21 protein-coding genes and 12 tRNA genes are annotated in these 22,287 nt (G+C 41.4%); 31 read left to right on the top strand and 2 right to left on the bottom strand.

What is annotated here, in order from left to right:
- Positions 1–172 precede the first annotated feature (172 nt).
- The 3 genes from cshA (at position 173) to G6R02_RS19545 (ending at position 3,681) form a co-directional block, all read left to right on the top strand.
- On the top strand, positions 173–1,660 hold the full coding sequence (gene cshA, locus G6R02_RS19535; protein WP_164671050.1) for a degradosome RNA helicase CshA: 1,488 nt from the start codon (positions 173–175) through the stop codon (positions 1,658–1,660).
- Positions 1,661–1,778: 118 nt separating this feature from the next.
- On the top strand, positions 1,779–2,258 hold the full coding sequence (locus G6R02_RS19540) for a PH domain-containing protein (RefSeq protein ID WP_164671057.1): 480 nt from the start codon (positions 1,779–1,781) through the stop codon (positions 2,256–2,258).
- A complete protein-coding gene (locus G6R02_RS19545; protein ID WP_246202679.1) occupies positions 2,248–3,681 on the top strand; it encodes a PH domain-containing protein in 1,434 nt (477 codons plus the stop codon). The genes G6R02_RS19540 and G6R02_RS19545 overlap by 11 nt, the downstream gene beginning before the upstream one ends.
- A 274-nt stretch (positions 3,682–3,955) precedes the next feature.
- Here the strand turns inward: G6R02_RS19545 and G6R02_RS19550 are convergent, their stop codons facing one another.
- Entirely contained in the window at positions 3,956–4,717 is a 762-nt protein-coding gene (locus G6R02_RS19550) for a rhomboid family intramembrane serine protease (protein ID WP_164671059.1), read from the bottom strand.
- A 142-nt stretch (positions 4,718–4,859) separates the two neighbouring features.
- On the opposite strand from G6R02_RS19550, the gene acpS reads away from it, so the two are divergent.
- From acpS to G6R02_RS19625, 15 genes are all read left to right on the top strand, one after another.
- Positions 4,860–5,222: a holo-ACP synthase gene (gene acpS, locus G6R02_RS19555; protein WP_164671061.1), complete on the top strand. Its 363-nt coding sequence runs from the start codon at positions 4,860–4,862 to the stop codon at positions 5,220–5,222.
- A 64-nt stretch (positions 5,223–5,286) separates the two neighbouring features.
- The gene (locus tag G6R02_RS19560) at positions 5,287–6,804 is read left to right on the top strand and encodes an NAD(P)H-hydrate dehydratase (RefSeq protein WP_164671063.1); all 1,518 of its coding nucleotides are present in this window, start codon (positions 5,287–5,289) and stop codon (positions 6,802–6,804) included.
- Positions 6,805–6,895: 91 nt separating this feature from the next.
- Positions 6,896–7,912, top strand: a complete 1,017-nt coding sequence (locus G6R02_RS19565) for a LolA family protein (protein ID WP_164671065.1) — start codon at positions 6,896–6,898, stop codon at positions 7,910–7,912.
- 419 nt (positions 7,913–8,331) lie between these two features.
- Positions 8,332–9,465, top strand: coding sequence for an alanine racemase (gene alr / locus G6R02_RS19570; protein ID WP_164671067.1), 1,134 nt, complete (start codon positions 8,332–8,334; stop codon positions 9,463–9,465).
- A 407-nt stretch (positions 9,466–9,872) separates the two neighbouring features.
- Positions 9,873–10,160, top strand: coding sequence for a CopG family ribbon-helix-helix protein (locus G6R02_RS19575; RefSeq protein WP_164671069.1), 288 nt, complete (start codon positions 9,873–9,875; stop codon positions 10,158–10,160).
- Positions 10,161–10,163: 3 nt separating this feature from the next.
- A complete protein-coding gene (locus G6R02_RS19580; protein WP_164671071.1) occupies positions 10,164–10,526 on the top strand; it encodes a type II toxin-antitoxin system PemK/MazF family toxin in 363 nt (120 codons plus the stop codon).
- A 194-nt stretch (positions 10,527–10,720) separates the two neighbouring features.
- Positions 10,721–11,590, top strand: coding sequence for an RsbT co-antagonist protein RsbRA (locus G6R02_RS19585; RefSeq protein WP_164671073.1), 870 nt, complete (start codon positions 10,721–10,723; stop codon positions 11,588–11,590).
- A 4-nt stretch (positions 11,591–11,594) separates the two neighbouring features.
- Positions 11,595–11,951, top strand: coding sequence for an STAS domain-containing protein (locus G6R02_RS19590; protein ID WP_164671074.1), 357 nt, complete (start codon positions 11,595–11,597; stop codon positions 11,949–11,951).
- A 2-nt stretch (positions 11,952–11,953) separates the two neighbouring features.
- Complete coding sequence (locus G6R02_RS19595) at positions 11,954–12,355, top strand: anti-sigma regulatory factor (RefSeq protein ID WP_164671076.1); 402 nt, start codon at positions 11,954–11,956, stop codon at positions 12,353–12,355.
- A gap of 126 nt (positions 12,356–12,481) precedes the next feature.
- Entirely contained in the window at positions 12,482–13,492 is a 1,011-nt protein-coding gene (locus G6R02_RS19600) for a PP2C family protein-serine/threonine phosphatase (RefSeq protein ID WP_164671077.1), read from the top strand.
- 222 nt (positions 13,493–13,714) lie between these two features.
- Entirely contained in the window at positions 13,715–14,047 is a 333-nt protein-coding gene (locus G6R02_RS19605) for an STAS domain-containing protein (RefSeq protein WP_164671078.1), read from the top strand.
- Positions 14,047–14,523: an anti-sigma B factor RsbW gene (rsbW, locus tag G6R02_RS19610; RefSeq protein WP_164671080.1), complete on the top strand. Its 477-nt coding sequence runs from the start codon at positions 14,047–14,049 to the stop codon at positions 14,521–14,523. The genes G6R02_RS19605 and rsbW overlap by 1 nt, the downstream gene beginning before the upstream one ends.
- Positions 14,495–15,286 carry an RNA polymerase sigma factor SigB gene (gene sigB, locus G6R02_RS19615; protein WP_164671082.1) on the top strand — a complete coding sequence of 264 codons (792 nt, stop codon included), beginning with the start codon at positions 14,495–14,497 and terminating at the stop codon, positions 15,284–15,286. The genes rsbW and sigB overlap by 29 nt, the downstream gene beginning before the upstream one ends.
- Positions 15,283–15,885 (top strand): SpoIIE family protein phosphatase, encoded by a 603-nt coding sequence (locus G6R02_RS19620; protein WP_164671084.1) that lies wholly within the window; start codon positions 15,283–15,285, stop codon positions 15,883–15,885. Before sigB ends, G6R02_RS19620 begins: the two co-directional genes overlap by 4 nt.
- Positions 15,886–15,966: 81 nt before the next feature.
- Positions 15,967–18,138 (top strand): Tex family protein, encoded by a 2,172-nt coding sequence (locus G6R02_RS19625; protein WP_164671087.1) that lies wholly within the window; start codon positions 15,967–15,969, stop codon positions 18,136–18,138.
- A 34-nt stretch (positions 18,139–18,172) separates the two neighbouring features.
- Here G6R02_RS19625 and G6R02_RS19630 read toward each other — a convergent pair whose 3' ends face one another.
- Positions 18,173–19,615: a catalase gene (locus G6R02_RS19630; protein ID WP_205520286.1), complete on the bottom strand. Its 1,443-nt coding sequence runs from the start codon at positions 19,613–19,615 to the stop codon at positions 18,173–18,175.
- A gap of 198 nt (positions 19,616–19,813) precedes the next feature.
- Between G6R02_RS19630 and G6R02_RS19635 the strand changes: the two genes are divergently transcribed.
- From G6R02_RS19635 to G6R02_RS19695, 13 genes are all read left to right on the top strand, one after another.
- Positions 19,814–20,269: a SprT family protein gene (locus G6R02_RS19635; RefSeq protein WP_164671091.1), complete on the top strand. Its 456-nt coding sequence runs from the start codon at positions 19,814–19,816 to the stop codon at positions 20,267–20,269.
- A gap of 494 nt (positions 20,270–20,763) precedes the next feature.
- Positions 20,764–20,838 (top strand) — tRNA-Asn (locus G6R02_RS19640).
- Between the two features lie 3 nt (positions 20,839–20,841).
- Positions 20,842–20,932: transfer RNA gene (locus G6R02_RS19645), tRNA-Ser, on the top strand.
- 6 nt (positions 20,933–20,938) lie between these two features.
- Positions 20,939–21,010, top strand: a tRNA-Glu gene (locus G6R02_RS19650).
- A gap of 29 nt (positions 21,011–21,039) precedes the next feature.
- Positions 21,040–21,116: transfer RNA gene (locus tag G6R02_RS19655), tRNA-Asp, on the top strand.
- 5 nt (positions 21,117–21,121) lie between these two features.
- Positions 21,122–21,196 (top strand) — tRNA-Gln (locus tag G6R02_RS19660).
- Positions 21,197–21,269: 73 nt separating this feature from the next.
- A tRNA-Lys gene (locus G6R02_RS19665) sits at positions 21,270–21,345 on the top strand.
- Positions 21,346–21,351: 6 nt separating this feature from the next.
- A tRNA-Leu gene (locus G6R02_RS19670) sits at positions 21,352–21,434 on the top strand.
- A gap of 55 nt (positions 21,435–21,489) precedes the next feature.
- Positions 21,490–21,572: transfer RNA gene (locus G6R02_RS19675), tRNA-Leu, on the top strand.
- A gap of 61 nt (positions 21,573–21,633) precedes the next feature.
- Positions 21,634–21,710: transfer RNA gene (locus tag G6R02_RS19680), tRNA-Arg, on the top strand.
- A 6-nt stretch (positions 21,711–21,716) separates the two neighbouring features.
- Positions 21,717–21,793 (top strand) — tRNA-Pro (locus tag G6R02_RS19685).
- A gap of 194 nt (positions 21,794–21,987) precedes the next feature.
- Positions 21,988–22,061: transfer RNA gene (locus tag G6R02_RS19690), tRNA-Gly, on the top strand.
- Positions 22,062–22,077: 16 nt separating this feature from the next.
- Positions 22,078–22,151 (top strand) — tRNA-Ile (locus tag G6R02_RS19695).
- Positions 22,152–22,287 lie beyond the last annotated feature (136 nt).

Here is a 22,287-nt window from a genome sequence, read left to right on the forward strand (position 1 = left end):
ATGAAAAATCATAGATATCACCTTTATATGTGTGTTATGATATAATAACTGTTATTTTATGCATGAGATTTCGTGAATGAGGCCTCTTTCCATAATTGGGTGAAGCCTCTTTTTATACGTCAGGAGTTTATATTCAAATAAATTGTAAAAGAAAAAGGAGTAGAGTAACAAGGTGACAACATTTAACGAACTAAGTATATCACAGCCCATTATGAAGGCTTTGGAACGAATGGGTTTTGAGGAAGCAACACCAATCCAGGCTGAAACGATACCACTTGCTATGCAGGGGAACGATGTGATTGGACAAGCACAGACAGGTACCGGAAAAACAGCAGCATTTGGTATCCCGATGATCGAAAAAATCGATCAAAAGCAGAAAAAGATTCAGGGACTGGTGGTTGCCCCGACAAGAGAACTGGCAATCCAGGTCGCTGAAGAAATTAACCGTCTCGGCAAAATAAAAGGTGTTCGTGCCATGTCGGTATTCGGCGGTCAGCATATGGAACGACAAATCCGGGCGTTGAAGGATGGACCGCAAATTGTCGTTGCAACACCTGGAAGACTGCTGGACCATATGCGCAGAAAAACAATTCGTACCGATAATGTACAAACAGCAGTTTTGGATGAAGCGGATGAAATGCTTAACATGGGATTCATTGATGATATTCGCGATATCCTGAAAAATATCCCGGAAGCAAGACAAACATTGTTATTTTCAGCAACAATGCCGAAAGAAATTCGTGATATTGCAACAAATCTGATGAAAAGTCCAAAAGAAGTAAAAGTAAAAGCAAAAGAAATGACAGTAGAAAATATTGACCAGTTTTTCATCGAAGTACCGGAGAAATATAAATTCGATACATTAACGAACCATTTGGATATTAATGCCCCTAAACTGGCTATTGTTTTCAGCCGTACGAAAAAACGGGTGGATGAAATTACGGAAGGCTTGCAGGCAAGAGGATTTCGTGCAGAAGGTATTCACGGGGATCTGACACAAGGAAAAAGAATGTCCGTATTAAACAAATTTAAAAACAGTCGGGTGGATGTATTGGTAGCAACCGATGTAGCAGCACGCGGACTTGATATAACTGGCGTCACGCACGTTTATAACTTTGATATCCCACAGGATCCGGAAAGTTATGTTCACCGGATCGGACGTACAGGCAGAGCAGGTCGGACCGGGGAAGCTATTTCTTTCGTAACACCGAGAGAAATCCCTCATCTGCAACTGATTGAAAAAACAACAAAAAGCAAAATGAAACGAATTGTGCCGCCAACCAATCAGGAAGCACAACGCGGCCAGCAGCAGGTAGCAGTGGATAAGCTGCTGAGTACAATCGAGAAAAAAGATTTAAATGCTTATCATGAAGCTGCCAACGAAATACTGGAGGAACATGATTCGATTACAGTAATTGCTGCAGCGTTGAAGATGCTTACCAAAGAGCGCCGCAATACGCCTGTAAGCATTTCGTCAGTTGCGCCAATCAGTGTGAAAAAAGCACAGCAGTCAAAAGGCAATAAGAACCGCAGAACCAATAATAAAAAGTTTTACGGAAAACGCAGCCAAGGCGGACGTAATCAAGGTGGCCGCAACCAGGGCGGACGAAATCGCAAAGGAAACTTTCAAAAGCGGAGAAATCATAAGCATAACAGCTAACCAAAGGCTCCTTGCGTAAAGGAGCTTTTAATTTGTCCAAAATTGTTGAAACCTTATCGCCGATGGACGCGTATCATTAATGGAGATTACTACTCAGAAAACAGGAGGAAGAACAGTCATGAGGCAGCCGCCAATCAATACAATAGCTGAAGATGCAATAAAAGCATGGAAAATAACCGCATGGATATTTATGGGGATTCTCTGGTTAGCTACGATAGCTTTAGGTGTACTTACGTTCATTTTTGATTTTTCCTATTGGTTTGCAGCAGGGGCTGTGCTGATCAGCGGGATATCTACATACTTCTTTGTGTTCCTGCTTCCGGTTTTACGCTGGAGGAGATGGCGTTATGAAGTGTTTGAACAGGAAATTTATATCCAGCATGGCATATTAATTGTGAAGCGTACGCTGGTCCCGATGATACGTGTGCAGCATGTGGACACGGAACAGGGGCCAATTTTGAAAAAGTATCAACTGGCAAGCGTGACCATTTCAACAGCAGCAACAACACATGAAATCCCGGCATTACTTGAAGAAGATGCTTCAGAGCTGCGCGACAGGATTTCATCGCTTGCAAGGGTGGATGAAGATGATGTCTGAACCAAAGCGATTACACCCGGCAGCTATATTTTTTAATTTTATTCGAGTAATGCGTGAGGCATTGTTTGCAATAATCCTCGGGTTCATTACGTTTAAGGATGAAGGATTTTTATATTTTATATTAGGCGCATCCGGTCTTACTATTTTATTTCTTGTTTTTAGTATTTGGTCATGGTTCCGTTATACATACCGCATAGAAGATGATGAACTCCGTATCGAGTATGGTATTTTTATTCGAAAAAAACGGTATATATCGAAAAACCGGATCCAGTCAATCGATTTGACGTCCAGTGTGGTACACCGGATTTTTAAATTGACAAGGGTGCAAATTGAGACAGCGGGGAGCAGTACCGGTGCAGAGGCTTCGCTCAAAGCAGTAAAACTGGCAGAAGGGGAAGCTTTGCGAGATGAATTAAAATCAACCCGCGGCCAGCTAACTGAAGTGGAAGAGGAATCCACAGATGAGACAAAGACATACCCATCACAAATGATTAAATTTAAACGACTGTTTATCGCCGGTTCCACTTCAGGGAGCATTGGGGTAATATTTGCGCTCTTGGCATTTGGTTTTTCAGAGCTTGAGCAATTCATCCCTGACCATTATTATGATAATACAGTGGAATGGGTTATCGGTTTGAGCATTGTGTTAATGATTAGTTTAGCTGTCGTTACGCTTCTTTTACTCTGGCTGCTTGGTATTGCCGGAACAATGATTAAATATGGCAAGTTTACGATAACCAAATATGAAAATGAATTATTTATTACACGTGGGCTGTTGGAGAAAAAACAGCTTACGATCCCCTTGAACCGAATTCAGGCTGTAGGAATTGAGGAGAGTCTGATACGTCAGCCGCTTGGATATGTAACCCTTTATGCGGAAGTTGCCGGCGGTTCATTGGATAAAGGGGAAGATTTTTCATCGGTATTGTTTCCAATCTTGAAAGCCGATGAAGTGGAAGAATTTTTAAATACGTTTTTACCGGAATACACAGGCATCAGGCAGGAGTTAACACCTCTGCCAAAACGGGCAAGGAAATTTTACATCACACGATCTGTATTGCCGTTTCTTGTTTTAGCCGTAGCTGTGTGGTTTATTTTTCCACAATTGATCTGGGTACCTGTTTTTCTGCTGGCAGTCAGTCTGTATTTAGGTATTTTACGGCATAAAGATGGCGGCTTTCAACAGGATGGAAAACAATTAACAATCAGGTTCCGTACGTTCAGCAGGAATACAATCATCATGTATCATAAACGCATTCAGGCATTTGAGAAAAAACAGCATCGGGTGCATGTGAAGACAGGCCTTGCCACAATGCGGTTGTCGATAATCGGGAAAATGGGAATGGGAAAACATTTTACCATTAAAGAACTGGAAGAATCGCATACAGATCAGTTAGCAGACTGGTATTCATATCGGGACTAAATGAAAAGACACACCATGAAGCGTGTGTCTTTTCGCTTAAAAAAATTCCAAGCTTATTTGGAAGCGGACATATTTTCTTTTATTTAAGATAAAAGTAGTCTTTTTGGGTGGTTAGCGGACATATTTTCCGCTAACCACCACAAATACATGCGATTTCAGGTGAAATGCCCTGGATAACGGAACAAATGTCCGTTAAAATACGAAATAGGCGTTGTTTCTGCAAAATAGCGGAAAAAATGTCCGGAGAGCCTGTCTTTCCCAGAACATTAATCGTTCAAAACAATCTATTCACCAATCCGAGCAAAACAAGTACACCAAGTATGATCCATAGCAGATTGCTGTACACTTTTTTTGGTATTCGCCTTTTTTTCCACCGGTTTGGATTAAACTGGATCGAATCATCATCGCGGTATCGTCTGTTGCGCCATGGTGAATATGGCCGGACATTTGTTAATACTAACGGAGCCAGTGCAAAGCCGCCAAAAAAGCCGAAAACATGTGCATAAATATTAATTCCAGGCTGGATGAATGTCATGATTAGGCCGATGATAAAAATAGTCATAATGATTTGTGAGTTGGCCTGGTCGATTAAATGCTTGCGGAATGCTACCATGAAAACATAAATGCCGAACAACCCAAAAATCGCTCCAGAGGCACCAACATAAGCATAGTAAATAGTCGGAGTCAGAAAATATGTGGCGATATTACCGATAAGTCCTGCTCCAATGTAAGCAATCAAAAATTTTGCTTTGCCAAGCATCTGCTCGAGTGCGGGTCCAAACAGGACGAGTGAAAATGAATTAAACAGTGCATGCATCAGTCCCGCGTGCAGAAAGATGGATGTGAATAAACGCCAATACTCTCCCTGGCTGATATGATAGTTATTGCCTGTACCCCAATCATCGATCAGTGTGCCGATTGGGGTATGGAGAAAATCGGTAATAACCCAGAGTACAAGATGGATGATGATGATCCATGCTACGACCGGATAAAATTGGATAAATTCTTTTACACTGCGTTCTGTGCGAATAAACATCGAGATCCCTCTTTTATAAAATATGATAACGGGTAATATTATTATAGATAAGTATAGTAAATAGTATGAACATTATAATCTTACTAAAATACCTGAAATAATTATAGCGATATGACTTAAAATTGGAAAGGTCTGAATAAGAATGATCAAAGGTATTGGGATCGATATTATTGAACTGGGTCGTATACATAATAAAATGAAGAAGAATGAACGTTTAGTTGACCGGGTTCTTACAACAAACGAGAAGTTGACATTTGAAAAACTGGCAAATGAACGAAGGAAGATTGAGTTTCTCGCTGGTAGATTTGCAGCAAAAGAAGCTTTTGCCAAAGCAACCGGAAAAGGAATTGGCCGGTTGAGCTTCCAGGATATAGAAATTAGGACAGACGAAAACGGTGCTCCGGCGATTTATGCATCGCAATTTAATGAAAGCAATATTTTAATTTCGATTACACACAGCAGAGATTACGCAGTCGCACAAGTTATCATCGAAGAAAATAACTAATCGCGTATTCTGCATAATTGCAATGGTTGTCTCATATATTTTAGTGCGGGTAGGAGGGAACAGATTGTATATTGTCACCGCAAATGAAATGTACGAAATTGATCGGCATGCCATTCATCACATTGGCATTGACGGGAAGCTGTTAATGGAGAATGCAGGGAGGGCTGTTTCAGAAAAAATCGAATCCATTGTTAAAAAAACGGATCACATCAGTATTTTTACAGGTAGTGGAAGTAATGGCGGGGACGGCTTTGTTATAGCCAGGACACTGCTGGATAAAGGTTATCAAGCAACCGTTGTACAGGTAGTGCCAAATGAAAAGATTTCAGGGGATGCGCTTTATCACAAAAAACTATATTTAGCATGTGGCGGTACGGTTAACGTAACCCGGCAAACTTCAGAAATTGATGAGCTGGTTCGGAAGTCAGATATAATTGTTGATGCAATTTTAGGAATAGGAACGAAGGGAATGCTTCGGGAATCTTTATCCAAAATTGTATCTATTATAAATGACGCAGCTGCATATATCATTTCTGTTGATATACCATCCGGACTACCGGCAGATGAAGGCGTTACAGATTTTCAGGCGGTACAAGCCAACCGTACAATCATTGTAGAACTGCCTAAAATCAGTACATTCCTGCAGCATACGGCAGCCTATTTCGGTGAATGGGAAACTGTTTCAATTGGTCTTCCCTTAAAAGCTGTAAAGAAAAATGCCAGTAAGGTCTTTCTGTCGGCGGAGCGGTTCCGGCATACGATGCCTGAAAGAGCAGCGGACTCCCACAAAGGAGATCATGGAAGAGGATTGGTTGTTGGCGGAAGTGCTGATATGCCCGGGTCGATTGCTATGACAGTGAATGCTGCCTTACGAGCGGGTGCAGGGTTAGTTACTGCCGGTACAACAAAAAGTGTGAAAGCTTCAGTTGCAACTCATTGTATGGAGGCCACGTATTTAACGCTTGGTGAGACAGATGGCTTTTTAAATAGTGACGTCAGCTTACCATTTGAAACGTTTGATGCAGCAGTACTTGGTATGGGTATGGGCCGGCATGAAGTAACCGGTGATCTTGTTAAAGCAACAGTGGGAAAAGTTTCAGGTCCGCTTACCGTGGACGCAGATGGATTATATCATCTGAAGCCAATCCTTGATTTAGCTGAAAACAGGACATCCCCGACCATCATAACACCGCATCCGGGCGAGATGGCCATGCTTTTGGATACTACTGTAAAAGAACTTTTGGCCAAACCGTTTGCCTATTCAAAGATGCTTGCTGAACAATACCGGATTTATGTTGTTCTGAAAGGGAAATTCACCATTATAACAGCGCCGGATGGTAAACAAGCTGTCAGTACAGCGGGAAATGAAGGTCTTGCCAAAGGCGGCAGTGGTGATGTGTTATCCGGAATTATTCTGGCAATGGTCATGCAGAAACAGGACATATTTGATGCACTTTGCAATGCATGTTTTGTTCACGGCAAAGCTGCCGATCTGCTTGTAGCTGAAACACATTCTGTATATGACCTGATGGCAACTGACGTAATCAATGGTATTTCGCACGTATATCGTACATTTCTGTAATGATTAGAACCTCAGGAAAGTGACAATAGGTTCCCTTTATCAAGTCCGTAGCTCGTAATCAGAGTGAACCTGAGACAAGGGAGATATGTCCATGAAAAAAATGTTTGGGGTATGGGTAGTAATCGTCTTCGGCTTTATACTTTTACTTGCTGCCTGTGGCGAAAAGTCCCAGGAAGATGTCGTTGAAAAGCTGGAATCCAAGCTTGAGGAAATGAACGGGTATAAAGCAAATGCCGAAATGACGATGAACACCGGACAGGAAGATCAGAAGTACAATATAGAAGTCTGGCACAAGAAGAAAGATTTTTATCGCGTGAAGCTGACAAATGACAAGGATGAAAAAGGCAGCCAAATCATTTTGAAAAATAAAGATGGGGTTTTTGTCCTTTCCCCGGCATTGAACAAAAGCTTTAAATTCCAAAAAGAATGGCCGGAAAACGGCAGTCAGCCATATCTGTATCAATCACTTGTGAATGATATCCTAAAAGATCAAGAGGCTAATTTTAAAGTAAATGATAACTACTATATTTTCGAAACGCAGACGAATTATCAAAGTAACAATAATCTGCCGTATCAGGAAATTTATTTCGATAAAAAGACATATACACCAGTAATGGTAAAAGTGCTTGATAAGGATAAACAGGCGCTGGTTGAAGTGAAATTCTCCGACTTTAATACAAAGCCAAAATTTAAAGATGATGACTTTGCAATGGAGAAAAACATGTCCAGTGCAACAGCCGAAGCACCTGTTTCAAGTGATGGAAAGACCGATGCATTTACGGTTCTTTACCCGCTGAACATGGTTGGTTCTGAAATGGTGGAAAAGAAGCAAGTTGATATGGAGAATGGCCAACGCGTCATTATGACCTTCTCCGGTGAGAAAAACTTCACACTGATTGAAGAAAAAATGGATGTCGTACCAACAATGTCCTCTCCTCAAGCAGTGAATGGCGAGATCGTTAACCTTGGGCATTCAATTGGTGCACTTTCGGAAAATACAATAGAGTGGAGCAACGATGGGATGAACTTCCTTCTGGCAAGTGAGGAGTTGACCAAAGAAGAACTGATAGAAGTGGCAAAATCCGTACAAGGCAAAGAAGTGAAGTAAATGAAGCGCAGTAAGCAGACTCATAGGGAGAGGGGGTCTGCTTTTTATTTTTGGGAAGGTGCTTACGGTGCTTGCACTGTGCTCAATTTGCGCTCAGACCTATTGGATTTAGGGTCATTTCAGGTTATGAAATGTAATAATGCCAAAGTTCACAATCGGGTTGCTCGAAGTTCACAACTAAAACGCCAAAGTTCACACTTGAACTGCTTGAAGATCACAACTGATCCGGTGCTCATCGTGTTGCAAGTATTTCGGAAAAGCACGACTCTTCCCAACCTGCAGCGAACTTGGTAGGGGGCGTTAATTGGCGGGAAGGAACCGCAATTTCAAATGGGCCGGTCTCCCCGACTGATAGTAACCATTTTGTTGTTTATGTTAATATGAGTAAAAAGAGCAGTTGCGGGAGGAGTTATGCTACAATGGCAGATACAATTTATCGGGATACATGGGCTGAAGTGGATCTGGAAGCAATCGCATATAATATTGGACAAATAAAAAGGAAGCTGCCTGACCGTAGTGATGTAATTGCTGTCGTCAAAGCTGATGGGTATGGCCATGGCGCTGTGGAAGTCGCCAAAAAAGCATTGGAATCAGGCGCTGCTATGCTGGCCGTAGCCTTATTTGAAGAGGCATTGAAACTGCGTGAAGCAAATATCAATGCACCAATTTTAGTGTTCGGCAGGGTTGCGCCAAAAGATACACCGTTGGCTGCTGAAAAAGACATTACACTAACTTTTTTTCAAAAAGACTGGCTCCAGGAAGTAAAACAGCATTCCTTCCATACCCCCTTAAAGCTTCATATGAAGTGGGATACTGGAATGGGACGCGTCGGTATCCGTACAGAAGAGGAACTGAGAGAGTTAGTTGAAGAGCTGCACGGTCTTCAGCAAATCCATTTGACTGGAGTATACACGCATTTTGCAACAGCAGACGAACCGGAGTTAGCTTATTTTGAGAAACAGCATACCTGGTTTAAGCATCTGCTTTCTGTATTCAACTCGATTTGGACTGAGCCAACAGCTTTCCATATTGGCAATAGTGCCGCGTCGATACGATTTCCTGAACGAATGCATCATTACATTCGCTTTGGGATTTCGATGTATGGCCTTTATCCGTCAGGCACAGTCAGACAGGAGGAGCGGATTGATTTAAAACCTGCATTTTCCCTGCACAGCCGTTTAATTCATGTAAAAAAAGTTGAACCAGGCGAATCGATCAGCTACGGTGCAACATATACGTCAACAGATCATGAGTGGATTGGGACAATACCGATTGGTTATGCTGATGGATGGATCCGCAAATTGCAGGGTATGGATGTTTTAATTGATGGAAAAAGAATGCCGATTGCCGGAAGAATATGCATGGATCAGACAATGATAAAGCTCGATAAGGAATATTCTGTCGGCACCGAGGTAACATTAATTGGTAAACAAGGAAATGAAGTGATTGAAGTCGACGAAATCGCAGCAAAACTGGAGACGATTACCTATGAAATTCCATGCATGATATCCAGTCGCGTACCAAGAGTATATAAGGGTAGTATCGACAAATAAAGATAATTTGAAAATTGATCTGTTTGGCTGGGTCATAACTAAAATAATAATCAGCTTGAAAGATGGATAAATACTACCTGAGCGACGAGCAAAACTCCCACCGAATAGGCTGCGAGTTGCGAGGAGTGCTGCATCTCCAAAAATACTTGCAACACGACGAGCACCCAAGTATATTTCCGGAGCGGGTGATAAGCATCTTTCATAAACCTGCTTATATTTATTGGTGGAATTTAGCATAATATTTTTAGCTGCAAAATAAATATATACCACAAGGGATTACTTCTAAAACCAAAAAACAGTATTTTTTTGAAAAAAACCCTATAGGCCTTTGCAAACCTTGTTTTACAATGATATTATAGTAAAAGAATTAAATAGTGGTCGTTCAACAGTTGGCGGAGGTGTATAGTTTGTCAGAGAGCTTACAAGAGGTCTTAGTACGATTGCCAAAAAACCTAATTAACGAGGTGGATGGATTAATGAAATATGAAAATAGTGACTTAAGTGATTTCATATGTCAGGCTACAAAAAACTATTTGGAATATAAAAAAGAAGAGCACATCCAACAATTTCGGGAATCGATGCAGCAAGGTTATGAAGAAATGGCCAGAATAAATTTAACCATTGCTTCGGAGGCCTTTCAAGCCGAAGAGGAGGCTGAAAAAAACACCTTAGAGCGCTCTGTGATCGGGGTGTAGCCTTTGATCGTTCAAAGAGGCGAAGTTTACTTCGCTGACTTATCCCCTGTAGTCGGATCAGAGCAGGGGGGCATTCGCCCAGTATTGATCCTGCAAAATGATATCGGTAATCGCTTCAGCCCAACCGTTATTGTGGCTGCGATAACCGCACAGATTCAAAAGGCCAAACTCCCGACACATGTTGAAATTGATGCGAAACGTTACGGGTTTGACCGGAATTCTGTCATTTTGTTAGAACAAATCAGAACGCTGGACAAACAGCGTCTAACTGATAAAATTACAAAACTGGATAAAAACATGATGGAAAAAATCGATAATGCATTGGAAATTAGTCTTGGACTAAAAGAAATGTATGATCACGAATAAGTAATACCCCCTTCCGAATATTGAAGCAGGGGTATTTTTGTTTTGGAATTAATTTTTCAGTTATTATGCTATAATGTACATAAAAGATTACATAGTTACTGCTAAAATTAATTGGAAATGGTAGAATTGGAGTATATGCAATTTTTCGGCAATTTTATACAATATATTTATAGGATTCAGGAGGTTAACCAATCATGGACCAGAAGTTCAAAAAAATTGCTTTGGAAAACAGTGATTCCATCGTTCACATGTGGATGGATGAAATTGATTCACTGAAAGATGGAAACTATACATCAAGTATATCGGATGAATTATTTGAGAGTACAAACAGAGAATTTGTGAATGTTATTTTTACAAGCATCAAAGATCAGGGTCATACCAAGCACTTGGAGGAGTTTTCCGAAAAGCTGATAAATCTTGGGTGGCCGTTAAGCTATATAACGGATGGGCTGCAAGTGTTCAGAAGAGTAACTGTCGATTTTATTCTCAGCCAGTCGGAAAAAGTCGATTCGGCGTATATGTCAAAAGTGTTAGCAAGTGTTGATAAATGGACCGAACCGATCATCCGCAAATTAGTAAATGAGTATTCCGGCAGCTGGGAGCATATTGTTTCCCTGCAGCGGGTGGCACTTCAGGAACTGTCTGCACCGTTGATTCCAGTTATGGATAATATTACGATTATGCCGTTAGTTGGAACGATTGATACAGAACGGGCAAAATTAATTATGGAAAATCTGCTTGAAGGTGTTATGAAACACAACTCAGAGGTTGTTTTGATTGATATTACCGGGGTACCGGTTGTTGATACAATGGTTGCTCATCACATCATTCAGGCAGCTGAAGCAGTACGTTTAATCGGTTCAACATGTATTCTTGTCGGAATTCGTCCGGAAATTGCACAAACGATTGTAAATCTGGGTATTGATTTAAGTAAATTCCCGACAAAAAGCACCCTGAAAAAAGGGTTTATGACAGCATTGGAAATTACTAACAGGAAAATAGTTGATTTGGACACGAAAGAAAATGGAATTGAAGAAATGTTAGAATCCATAGGTGGAGAGTGATACAATGCGGATACCTATTTTAAAGTTGCATAATTATTTGCTGATTTCCATTCAAACGGAAATGGACGATAATACTGCAATTCAGTTTCAGGAGGATTTATTGGACAAAATTCATAAAACTGGTTCATCAGGAGTAGTAATTGACCTAACATCAGTAGAAGTAATAGATTCATTTATTGCAAAAGTTCTTGGTGATGTCGTTACTATGTCGGATCTTATGGGGGCAAAAGTAGTTTTAACTGGGATCCAGCCTGCAGTTGCAATGACCTTAATTGATTTGGGAATTCATCTGAAAAATGTCCCAACTGCTCTGGATCTAGAGCAGGGATTAGTAAAACTGCGACAGGAATTGGGGGAATAGGTATGGATCTCCAATCCTGTGTAACTATTAAAGAAGAATGGGATATCGTAGCGGCACGACAGCTTGGCCGAGATATTGCGAGAAAAACAGGTTTCGGTTCAGTTGACCAGGCACGAATAGCGACAGCGATATCGGAACTCGCGAGAAACATATATTTATATGCCGGAGATGGCCAAATTTGTTTTGAAGTCATTGACACGCTGGAACAAAAAGGAATGTGTATCCTCTCTATGGATAAGGGACCGGGTATTCAGGACATAAGTCAGGTGATGGAGGATGGATACTCAACATCTGGCGGACTTGGTGCAGGACTTCCAGGAGTTAAGCGACTAATGGATGAATTTGATGTAAGGTCGGATAGCGGGAACGGAACTGAGATAAAAGCAGTTAAATGGGTACGTTAGCACGCAAGGAGCCGAGGGGCGTGGCCTAATAACAAATAATCAGTAAAAACATACGGAAGGGGAGAACATAGATACCAGATCTCCTCTTCTTTTTTGTAAATCACTTTACAGGGGAGGTACACATTCATGGATGCCTTGCAATTAGATGCAGATAACTATAAGAATCTATTAAAGCATTACATCGAAACACAGGATGAGCAATCACTTTACGGCGCAGAACAAGTCAGCAAAACATTTATAAAAAATAATGTTCCGCCGGAGGAAATTGTGAATTTGCATAACCAGGCACTGTCCGAGCTGTATCCGGACCTGCCTGAACATATTCAACATTCCATGAATTTTTTACTGGAAACAATGATTTCGTACGGGATTGCACATCAGGAGTACCAGACATTGAGAGAACAGCAGTCAGAGCTTAAATCGGAAATTTCTGTAGCTGCGGGGATGCAGGACACGTTATTAGCTACAACCAAGCCTGAAATCGATGGGTTGGATATAGGCGTTATAAGTGTTCCGGCACATCAAATGAATGGAGATTACCATCATTTTATTAAAGGCAAGGATGGTTCACTCGGGATTGCAGTTGCCGACGTAATCGGAAAAGGTATACCTGCAGCATTGTGTATGTCGATGATTAAGTATTCAATGGATAGTTTTCCGGAAGAAACAATGAGTCCAAAAGCAATTTTGAAAAACTTAAACCGGGTTGTCGAACGAAATGTTGATTCCAGTATGTTTATCACGATGTTCTATGCGCAGTACCTCCCGGATGAAAGCAAACTTTATTATTCATCAGCCGGCCATGAACCCGGTTTTTATTATCATGCGGAAAAAGATGAATTTGAGGAAATCGAAACAAAAGGCCTTGTCCTTGGGGTTTCTCCGGATTCTGATTATAAACAATATGAACGGATAATTAATAAGGACGATATGGTTATTATATTGACTGATGGCGTTACAGAGTGCAGGCAGGGAAACCGGTTTATTGAGAGTGAAGAAATACTTGATGTAATCAGACAATACGCACATCTGACCGCTCAGGAAATTGTCAATGGAGTGTATAAATATTTCGAAAGGCTGCAAGGGTTCCAGTTACGTGATGACTTTACATTAATTATTTTACGAAAACAGGTTTAAACCATCATTAATTAGGGAAAAAGTCCTTTATTGATATTGTGATGGGGCTGGGACAAAACGATAACGGTAACGCAAAAGACGAATAATGCACAAAAATAAGCGAAGTATATTTCCGGAGCGGTTATACACACCATTTTCCAGTTAGTTCGAATTTTCTTTTGATAAAAGTCTTTTGCCCCAGCCTCAACGATAAAAACGGTTAAATCATGTAGGAGGATGGCGATGAATTTACAGATTGATGTTACAGAGAGTAATGAGAAGTCTGTTGTAAATCTGACAGGGGAAATTGATGCATATACAGCACCAAAGTTAAAAGAGGCAGTACTGCCACTAACAAAAGCTAACGGACAGACTGTGGAAGTGAATCTGGAAGACGTTGATTACATGGATAGTACGGGCCTTGGTGTCTTCATAAGTGCCTTGAAATCAACGAAAGAGAATGACAGTAAGCTGAAATTGGTAAATCTGCAGGATCGTGTAGCAAGGTTGTTTAAAATTACCGGACTTGACGAAATTATAGATATAGGTACTGCGATTAGAGGTGAGAATTCGTAATGGAAATGTTTGATTTTATCGAAATGAAGATTCCTGCGAAGGCAGAATATGTGGGCGTTGCCCGCTTGAGCTTGTCAGGAATTGCCAACAGAATGGGCTTTACCTATGAGGATATTGAGGATTTAAAGGTAGCCGTTTCAGAAGCAATTACAAATGCTGTTGATCACGCCTATGATGACCAGGATGACGGGGAAATAACTGTTGGGTTTGGTGTATACGAAGATCGCCTGGAAACAATGGTAGCTGACCATGGAGGCAGCTTCGATCTTAAAGATATAAAAGGGGGAATAGGTCCATACAAGGAATCAGAGTCGGTTGAAAATTTACGCGAAGGTGGCTTTGGGTTATTTTTAATTAACGCGTTAATGGACAAAGTTGAACTAAATAACAACTATGGCGTTATCGTATTAATGACCAAGTACCTTTATGAAACTGAGGTGGGTTCCAGTGACGACCAGATCTCAACCACACAATAAAGGAAGAGATGAGGTTTACGGATGGATAGAACATCTCCAACAGGACCCGACAGATGAAGCCTTGCAGGAGAAAATTGTACTGGCTTACACTGACCTGGTTGAATCAATTGCCAGGAAGTACTCGAAAAACAGCAGTATACATGAAGACTTAGTCCAGGTTGGTATGATAGGACTGCTTGCTGCAGTAAGAAGGTATGATGCTTCTTTTGGCAAGTCATTCGAATCATTTGCCATCCCTACCATAATCGGTGAGATAAAACGATTCATTCGGGACAAAACGTGGAGTGTTCATGTTCCACGACGTATAAAAGAGTTAGGACCAAAGATTAAGAAAGCCGTTGATGAATTAACAACAGAAAATCAGAATTCACCTACAGTTAAACAAATTGCTGGTTATTTGGGTGTCTCGGAAGAAGATGTGCTGGAAACGATGGAAATGGGTAAAAGCTATAAAGCCCTGTCCGTCGACAGAAAGATTGAAGCGGACTCTGATGGCAGTACGGTAGCTATTCTCGATTTAGTAGGTAAAAATGAAAATGGCTATGAAAATGTAGACCAGCGAATGTTACTTGAGAAAATTATACCTATTTTATCAGAACGTGAGCAGCAAATTTTAAAGTGCACTTATTTTGATAATTTAAGTCAAAAGGAAACGGGAGAATTACTCGGTATCTCCCAAATGCATGTATCAAGATTACAACGCCGTTCACTAAGAAAACTCCGTGAAGCAATTCAATCCGAGAATACGGAGGTATTTGATTGAGTACGGTAGAAAAGAAGGTAAAAGCAGCTGTTTACCAGAAACCGAAAAAAGGTGAGTACTTGTGTGGTGACAGTTACTTTTACAAGGAAACAGACAATGAATTCATATGTGCACTGGCAGATGGATTGGGAAGCGGTGAATTTGCCAAAGAATCCTCCCAGATCGTAATTGATATTATAAAGAGAGATTACAATACATCTGTTGAACAGCTTATTAAAACATGTAATCAGCAGTTAACCGGGAAACGTGGTGTAGTTGTTGGGGTTTTAAAAATAGAGTTCGATAAACAGCGTTATACCTTTTCGTCCATTGGTAACATTGGGGTGTTAACAATCCCCCAGAACGGAAAGAAAAAAAGAAACATACCTGATCCCGGTTATCTTGCGGGTTATCACCGGCCGTTTAAAGTTGTTACGGAAAATCTTGAGCCGGCAATGACGTTTATTATGTTTACAGATGGTGTTACGGATGCAGATTTATCACAAAGTTTTTTACTGAACAGCGATGTGAATTGTATAGCGAAAGCGTATGAAGAACATACAGATGGAAAAGTGAGAAGTGATGATACAACTTTAATAGCTATACGGTACGAAGCATAGGTCCGGCAATATTTTGTCGGACTTTTTTCATTTCGGCTTATTTTTGGTAAAATAAGGACGTACATAAAGGAGGAGCCAATCGTGTCAACTGAATTAGAACAATGGGTAGCAAAAGAAGCTGATGTAAAAACTGCTATCGTTAAAAAAGTTATCGCATTAATGGATGAAGGAAACACCGTACCATTTATCGCGCGTTACCGAAAAGAGGTTACTGGCGGACTGGATGAAGTCCAAATCAAATTGATTCAGGATAAATACCAATATGCAGTCAACCTTGCTGAACGAAAAGAAGAAGTAATCCGATTAATCGATGAGCAGGGAAAGCTTACGGAGGAACTTGAACGTGATATAACACAAGCCACACAGCTGCAGCGTGTCGAGGACTTATACCGTCCATACAAGCAAAAACGCCGGACAAAAGCAACAATTGCCAAGGAAAAAGGACTGGAACCGCTGGCTGAAATTGTTTGGGCACAAGAAGCAAAAGATATATCTTCAGAAGCAGAGAAATTTTTATCTGAAGAGCATGAATTGAATACGATTGAAGACGTGTTGACAGGCGTAAACAATATAATTGCTGAATGGATATCAGATGATCCGGAATACCGTGAATATATTCGTGAAGAGACGTTTAAACGTGGTACAATGCACGCCGAGGCAAAGGATGCGGATAAGGACGATAAAGGCGTCTATGAAATGTATTACGAATATGATGAGGCTGTTCGCTCCATGGTCTCGCATCGTATCCTGGCACTGAATCGCGGTGAAAAAGAGGAAGTACTGAAAGTGTCGATTGAGTCGCCAATTGATCGTGTTTTTGAATTTTTACAGAAAAAAGTTATTGCGAATAAAGGGAATCAGGAGACAGCGGCTATTTTGCAGGGAGCAATCGAGGATGGCTATAAGCGGTTAATCCAGCCTTCCATTGAACGGGAAATCCGCAATAGTCTAACCGAAAAAGCTGAAGAGCAGGCAATTGATGTATTTTCAAAAAATCTTAAAAACCTGCTGCTGCAGCCACCACTGAAAGGAAAAACAGTTTTAGGGGTGGATCCGGCCTATCGAACCGGGTGTAAGCTTGCAGTGGTTGATGAAACAGGGAAAGTTCACCAGGTTGGCGTCATGTATCCAACAGCGCCAAAACATGATACAGCCGGCGCTGAAAAAATGGTGATGAATCTTATCAACGAATTTGATGTTGAACTGATTGCCATAGGAAATGGAACAGCTTCACGGGAAACAGAGCAGTTTATAGCTGATGTGATTGGAAAGCACGCATTGGAAATTCCATACATTATTGTCAATGAAGCGGGCGCGAGTGTTTATTCAGCATCCAAACTGGCCCGGGAAGAGTTTCCTGATCTGCAAGTCGAAGAACGAAGCGCAGCATCGATTGCACGAAGAGTACAGGATCCGCTTGCCGAGCTCGTAAAGATTGATCCGAAGTCGATTGGTGTCGGTCAGTATCAGCACGATGTCAGTCAAAAAGCGCTGAATGAATCCCTGACATTTGTTGTGGAAACTGCGGTTAACCAGGTTGGCGTTAATGTAAATACAGCCTCAACTTCATTACTGCAATATGTAGCGGGCCTTAGTAAAACCGTGGCTAATAATATTGTGAATCAACGGAATGACGAAGGGAAGTTTACCAACCGTAAACAATTGAAAAAAATTCCGCGTCTAGGTGCAAAAACATATGAACAGGGGATTGGATTTTTACGGATTCCGGATGGCGAAAACCCGCTTGATCGGACGCCGATCCACCCGGAAAGCTATTCACATACGGAACAGCTGCTGCAGATGATTGACTGTGAGATCAGTGACATCGGCTCAGACAAGCTTGGCAATAAATTGAATGAATTGAATAAAAGCGAAGTAGCTGATCAATTGGAAATTGGTGAGCCAACGTTAATCGATATTATGAATGCGCTGAGTCGCCCGGAACGTGACCCGCGTGATGACCTGCCTAAACCATTGTTAAAACAGAATGTCATGAGTATGGAAGATTTAAAACCAGGAATGGAAATGCAGGGAACTGTAAGGAATGTCGTCGACTTTGGTGTTTTTGTGGATATTGGTGTCAAACAGGATGGACTCGTGCATATTTCAAAAATGGCAAATAAATTTGTGAAGCACCCAATGGATATAGCATCTGTAGGTGATGTGGTAACCGTATGGGTTGAAAATGTCGATGTGGACAAGGGGCGCATTGCATTGACGATGATTGGTGGAAATGAGGCTAAAAAAAGCTGATGATCTTAAGTGATCATCAGCTTTTTTGCTGCATTTATTTTACATTGGCTGGAACTTTTAATCCCAATCCTTCTGCAATGCGTTCACCGTATTCCGGATCCGCTTTGTAGAAGTGCTCGATTTGACGCAATTTAATGTCGTCATAATCAACTTGCTTCATATGATCGACAACATTTTGGATAAGACGGTCTTTTTCATCCGTACTCATCAGGCGATATAAGTCGCCAGCTTGCGTGTAATGGTCTTTTTGTGAATAAGCTACACTGTCAGCATTTCCGTATACTTCAAACGGATTAATTTTTGAATCCGGATCCTCTTTTGGCTCATTATCATACCGGTTTGGTTCATAATGAACGGAACGGTCGCCGCCTTCATAGCGCATTTGCCCGCCGAATTGATAGTTTTGTGCTCCGTTAATTGGGCGGTTGATCGGCAGCTGCTGGTGGTTGGTACCGATACGGTAGCGTTGTGTATCAGAGTAGCTGAACAAGCGGCCCTGCAGCATTTTATCCGGTGAAGCTTCAATGCCTGGTATCAGGTTTGCAGGTGATAGTGCTGCCTGCTCTACTTCATCAAAATAGTTTTCCGGATTTTTATTCAGAACCATGCGTCCAACTTCGATAAGCGGATAATCTTTATGTGACCATGTTTTTGTCACATCGAATGGATCCCACTTGTAGTCTTTTGCATCCTCGTAAGGCATAACCTGTACGTAAAGTGTCCATGCAGGATAGTCACCTTTGTCGATTGCATTATACAGGTCTTCGGTATGATAATCCGGGTTATCTCCGGACAGTTTGTCAGCAAGGTCTACATCTAGTCCTTTGACACCCTGTTCAGAAATGAAATGGTATTTAACCCATACCGGTTCACCATCTTTGTTGACCCATTTGTACGTATGACTTCCATAGCCGTTCATATGACGGTATGTGGCCGGTATGCCACGGTCTCCGTGTAAGTATGTTACCTGATGCAATGATTCTGGTGAGTGTGACCAGAAATCCCAAACAGCATTTTTATCTTTCAGGTTTGTTTTTGGATTACGTTTTTGTGTGTGAATGAAATCAGGGAATTTGATAGCATCACGGATAAAGAAAATTGGTGTGTTGTTACCAACTAAGTCATAATTGCCTTCCTGTGTATAAAATTTAACAGCAAATCCTCGTGGGTCACGAACGGTGTCTGCTGAACCCAGTTCACCTGCAACTGTTGAGAATCTGATGAACATTGGAGTTTCTTTGCCGGCTTCATTTAAAAAGTCAGCTTTTGTATATTTGGAAATTTCGTCATTTGTTACTGTGAAAACACCGTGTGCTCCAGCACCTTTTGCGTGAACAACACGTTCCGGAACGCGTTCTCTGTCAAAGTGCGCCATTTTCTCCAGAAAGTGAACATCTTGAATTAAGGCCGGACCTCGTTGACCTGCTGTAATCATATTCTGGTTATCCCCGACCGGAGCACCAGAAGCAGTCGTCATTCTTTTCTTTTCGTTACTCACTTACTGAACACCTCTCCTTGTCTAATAATAATCTTACATATTCAATTATAATATAAAACTATTAAAAATCAATTATTAAAAATCAATCTTTAATTAAAATTAGTATAAATAAGCTTGTGTTGTTTTAGGGTAGCGCTGTGGTAAAATATAAAATAAGATAATTCAAGGATGATATATATGAAACTATTGGACGAAAAAAAACTGAATCAATTGGTTAATGATTTATCAATTAAGTATTTTTCTAAACCCTTCAAGGATAAGGTTTATTATAATAAACGGCTTCGGACTACCGGTGGAAGATACATTCCATCCAAGCGGATAATCGAACTGAATCCTAAGTATGCAATAGAAACAGATGAAGACGAAGTAGTTGGGATCATAAAACACGAGTTGTGTCACTATCACCTTCATATGGAAGGAAAAGGCTATAAACATGGTGATGCAGATTTCAAACGATTATTAAAAAAGACCGGATCACCACGACATTGTAAAGCCCTTCCTTCATCTAAGAGGCAAATCAAACACATTTATATATGTAAAGACTGTTCACATGTTTATAAAAGACAGCGTCGGGTGGATTTAAAGAAATACAGGTGTGGTAAGTGTGGCGGCAAATTGACAACTGGTGATTGATGTTTCTGATATGGAATGCAATAAATGGATGTCAATAAAAACGGTGTGTGGATAGCAGTATTAAATTGTACATTGGAATCGTTTGGAATTTCGATGCAAAACATTGACGAAAAGGGTCTTACATGTTAAATTAATATAGCCTTTTAATTAAGGCTCTGATGCTTGTTTATTCTTCAGCAAAAATCTGTTGACAACAAACAACATATATTGTATTATATTTTTCGTCGCAATTATTAGCGGCGTTTGATTCATGAAAATTTGATAAGCAAAATAACCATTTTGCGAGTGTGCAACATCGCCGAAACTACAACAAGACAAGCACAACTTATCTATCTTGATAACTATTTATGAATATTCCGCAGTAGCTGGCCGCGACATCACTGAGTTAACATCCATGTGCAGGCCTGCGAGGTGTGCGACATCACTGAAATACTTGCAACATGACGAGCACGATTAATTTGGTTAGTAAATATCATTAGGTATTTTAATATTATTCCACAGTAGCTCAGCGGTAGAGCGGTCGGCTGTTAACCGATTAGTCGCAGGTTCGATTCCTGCCTGTGGAGCCATATGGAGAAGTACTCAAGTGGCTGAAGAGGCGCCCCTGCTAAGGGTGTAGGTCGTGTAAGCGGCGCGAGGGTTCAAATCCCTCCTTCTCCGCCATTATATGGCCCGTTGGTCAAGTGGTTAAGACACCGCCCTTTCACGGCGGTAACACGGGTTCGAATCCCGTACGGGTCATCTTAAAATTTATATAAGTAAAACGGTTGGGTCCGGTAGTTCAGTTGGTTAGAATGCCTGCCTGTCACGCAGGAGGTCGCGGGTTCGAGTCCCGTCCGGACCGCCACTTGTTGGGCTATAGCCAAGCGGTAAGGCAACGGGTTTTGATCCCGTGATTCCCAGGTTCGAATCCTGGTAGCCCAGCCATTTTTTGTTTGTGTTTGGATTTTAAATATAAACGTTGGGCTACTTATATAAGAAAAGAAAGTATTAATAACAAGAGCCATTAGCTCAGCTGGCAGAGCATCTGACTTTTAATCAGAGGGTCGGAGGTTCGAATCCTCCATGGCTCACCATTTTTTGCGGATGTGGCGGAATTGGCAGACGCGCTAGACCCAGGATCTAGTGTCTTTACGACGTGGGGGTTCGACTCCCTTCATCCGCACTTAACATTTTTATACTGCTGTGTTCATCACGGCATTTTATTTTTGTGTAAGTACGCGGTCGTGGCGGAATGGCAGACGCGCTAGGTTGAGGGCCTAGTGGGGGTGACCCCGTGGAGGTTCAAGTCCTCTCGGCCGCATTGAAAAAACTTCTTGAAATCACTGTTCCGCTATGTTATATTTAAGAATGTCGCTTTTGAAGCGCCCGTAGCTCAATTGGATAGAGCGTCTGACTACGGATCAGAAGGTTAGGGGTTCGACTCCTCTCGGGCGCGCCATTTTTACGGGAAGTAGCTCAGCTTGGTAGAGCACATGGTTTGGGACCATGGGGTCGCAGGTTCGAATCCTGTCTTCCCGACCATCGAAGAATTTAAATAGAATTAGGCTTTATTTAAATTACCATGCGGGTGTAGTTTAGTGGTAAAACCTCAGCCACGAGCAATACATCCACCGAATAAGCTGCGAGTTGCGAGGAGTGCTGCTTCACTGAGCAATCTTGCAACACGACGAGCATTTGTTTCGTAAATAACATAAAAGAAATAAACTAATTATCACGCGGGTGTAGTTTAGTGGTAAAACCTCAGCCTTCCAAGCTGATGTCGTGGGTTCGATTCCCATCACCCGCTCCAGTATTCTTATTAAGGTGGGCCTGTAGCTCAGTCGGTTAGAGCGCACGCCTGATAAGCGTGAGGTCGGTGGTTCGAGTCCACCCAGGCCCATTTTGCTCCTTGAAAACTGAACAAAACAACCAAACAGATGTCAGAGGTAAGAGGTCGGAAGTCAGATTACAGTAATCTGAATGAAGGCTTCGACCCTCGAATCAATTTTTAAAGCTAAGACAATGATATGGTTGAC

The organism is Virgibacillus doumboii, assembly GCF_902806455.1.
In the GTDB taxonomy this organism is placed as follows: domain Bacteria; phylum Bacillota; class Bacilli; order Bacillales; family Amphibacillaceae; genus Lentibacillus; species Lentibacillus doumboii.

Excerpts from the sequence above, each read along its gene's own strand:
- G6R02_RS19635 (WP_164671091.1), top strand. The coding sequence starts at position 19,814 with ATGAAACTATTGGACGAAAAAAAACTGAATCAATTGGTTAATGATTTA.
- G6R02_RS19540 (WP_164671057.1), top strand. The coding sequence starts at position 1,779 with ATGAGGCAGCCGCCAATCAATACAATAGCTGAAGATGCAATAAAAGCA.
- alr (WP_164671067.1), top strand. The coding sequence starts at position 8,332 with ATGGCAGATACAATTTATCGGGATACATGGGCTGAAGTGGATCTGGAA.
- acpS (WP_164671061.1), top strand. The coding sequence starts at position 4,860 with ATGATCAAAGGTATTGGGATCGATATTATTGAACTGGGTCGTATACAT.
- rsbW (WP_164671080.1), top strand. The coding sequence starts at position 14,047 with ATGGAAATGTTTGATTTTATCGAAATGAAGATTCCTGCGAAGGCAGAA.
- G6R02_RS19595 (WP_164671076.1), top strand. The coding sequence starts at position 11,954 with ATGGATCTCCAATCCTGTGTAACTATTAAAGAAGAATGGGATATCGTA.
- G6R02_RS19550 (WP_164671059.1), bottom strand. The coding sequence starts at position 4,717 with ATGTTTATTCGCACAGAACGCAGTGTAAAAGAATTTATCCAATTTTAT.
- G6R02_RS19590 (WP_164671074.1), top strand. The coding sequence starts at position 11,595 with ATGCGGATACCTATTTTAAAGTTGCATAATTATTTGCTGATTTCCATT.
- G6R02_RS19630 (WP_205520286.1), bottom strand. The coding sequence starts at position 19,615 with ATGACGACTGCTTCTGGTGCTCCGGTCGGGGATAACCAGAATATGATT.
- G6R02_RS19565 (WP_164671065.1), top strand. The coding sequence starts at position 6,896 with ATGAAAAAAATGTTTGGGGTATGGGTAGTAATCGTCTTCGGCTTTATA.
- G6R02_RS19605 (WP_164671078.1), top strand. The coding sequence starts at position 13,715 with ATGAATTTACAGATTGATGTTACAGAGAGTAATGAGAAGTCTGTTGTA.
- G6R02_RS19545 (WP_246202679.1), top strand. The coding sequence starts at position 2,248 with ATGATGTCTGAACCAAAGCGATTACACCCGGCAGCTATATTTTTTAAT.
- G6R02_RS19600 (WP_164671077.1), top strand. The coding sequence starts at position 12,482 with ATGGATGCCTTGCAATTAGATGCAGATAACTATAAGAATCTATTAAAG.
- G6R02_RS19585 (WP_164671073.1), top strand. The coding sequence starts at position 10,721 with ATGGACCAGAAGTTCAAAAAAATTGCTTTGGAAAACAGTGATTCCATC.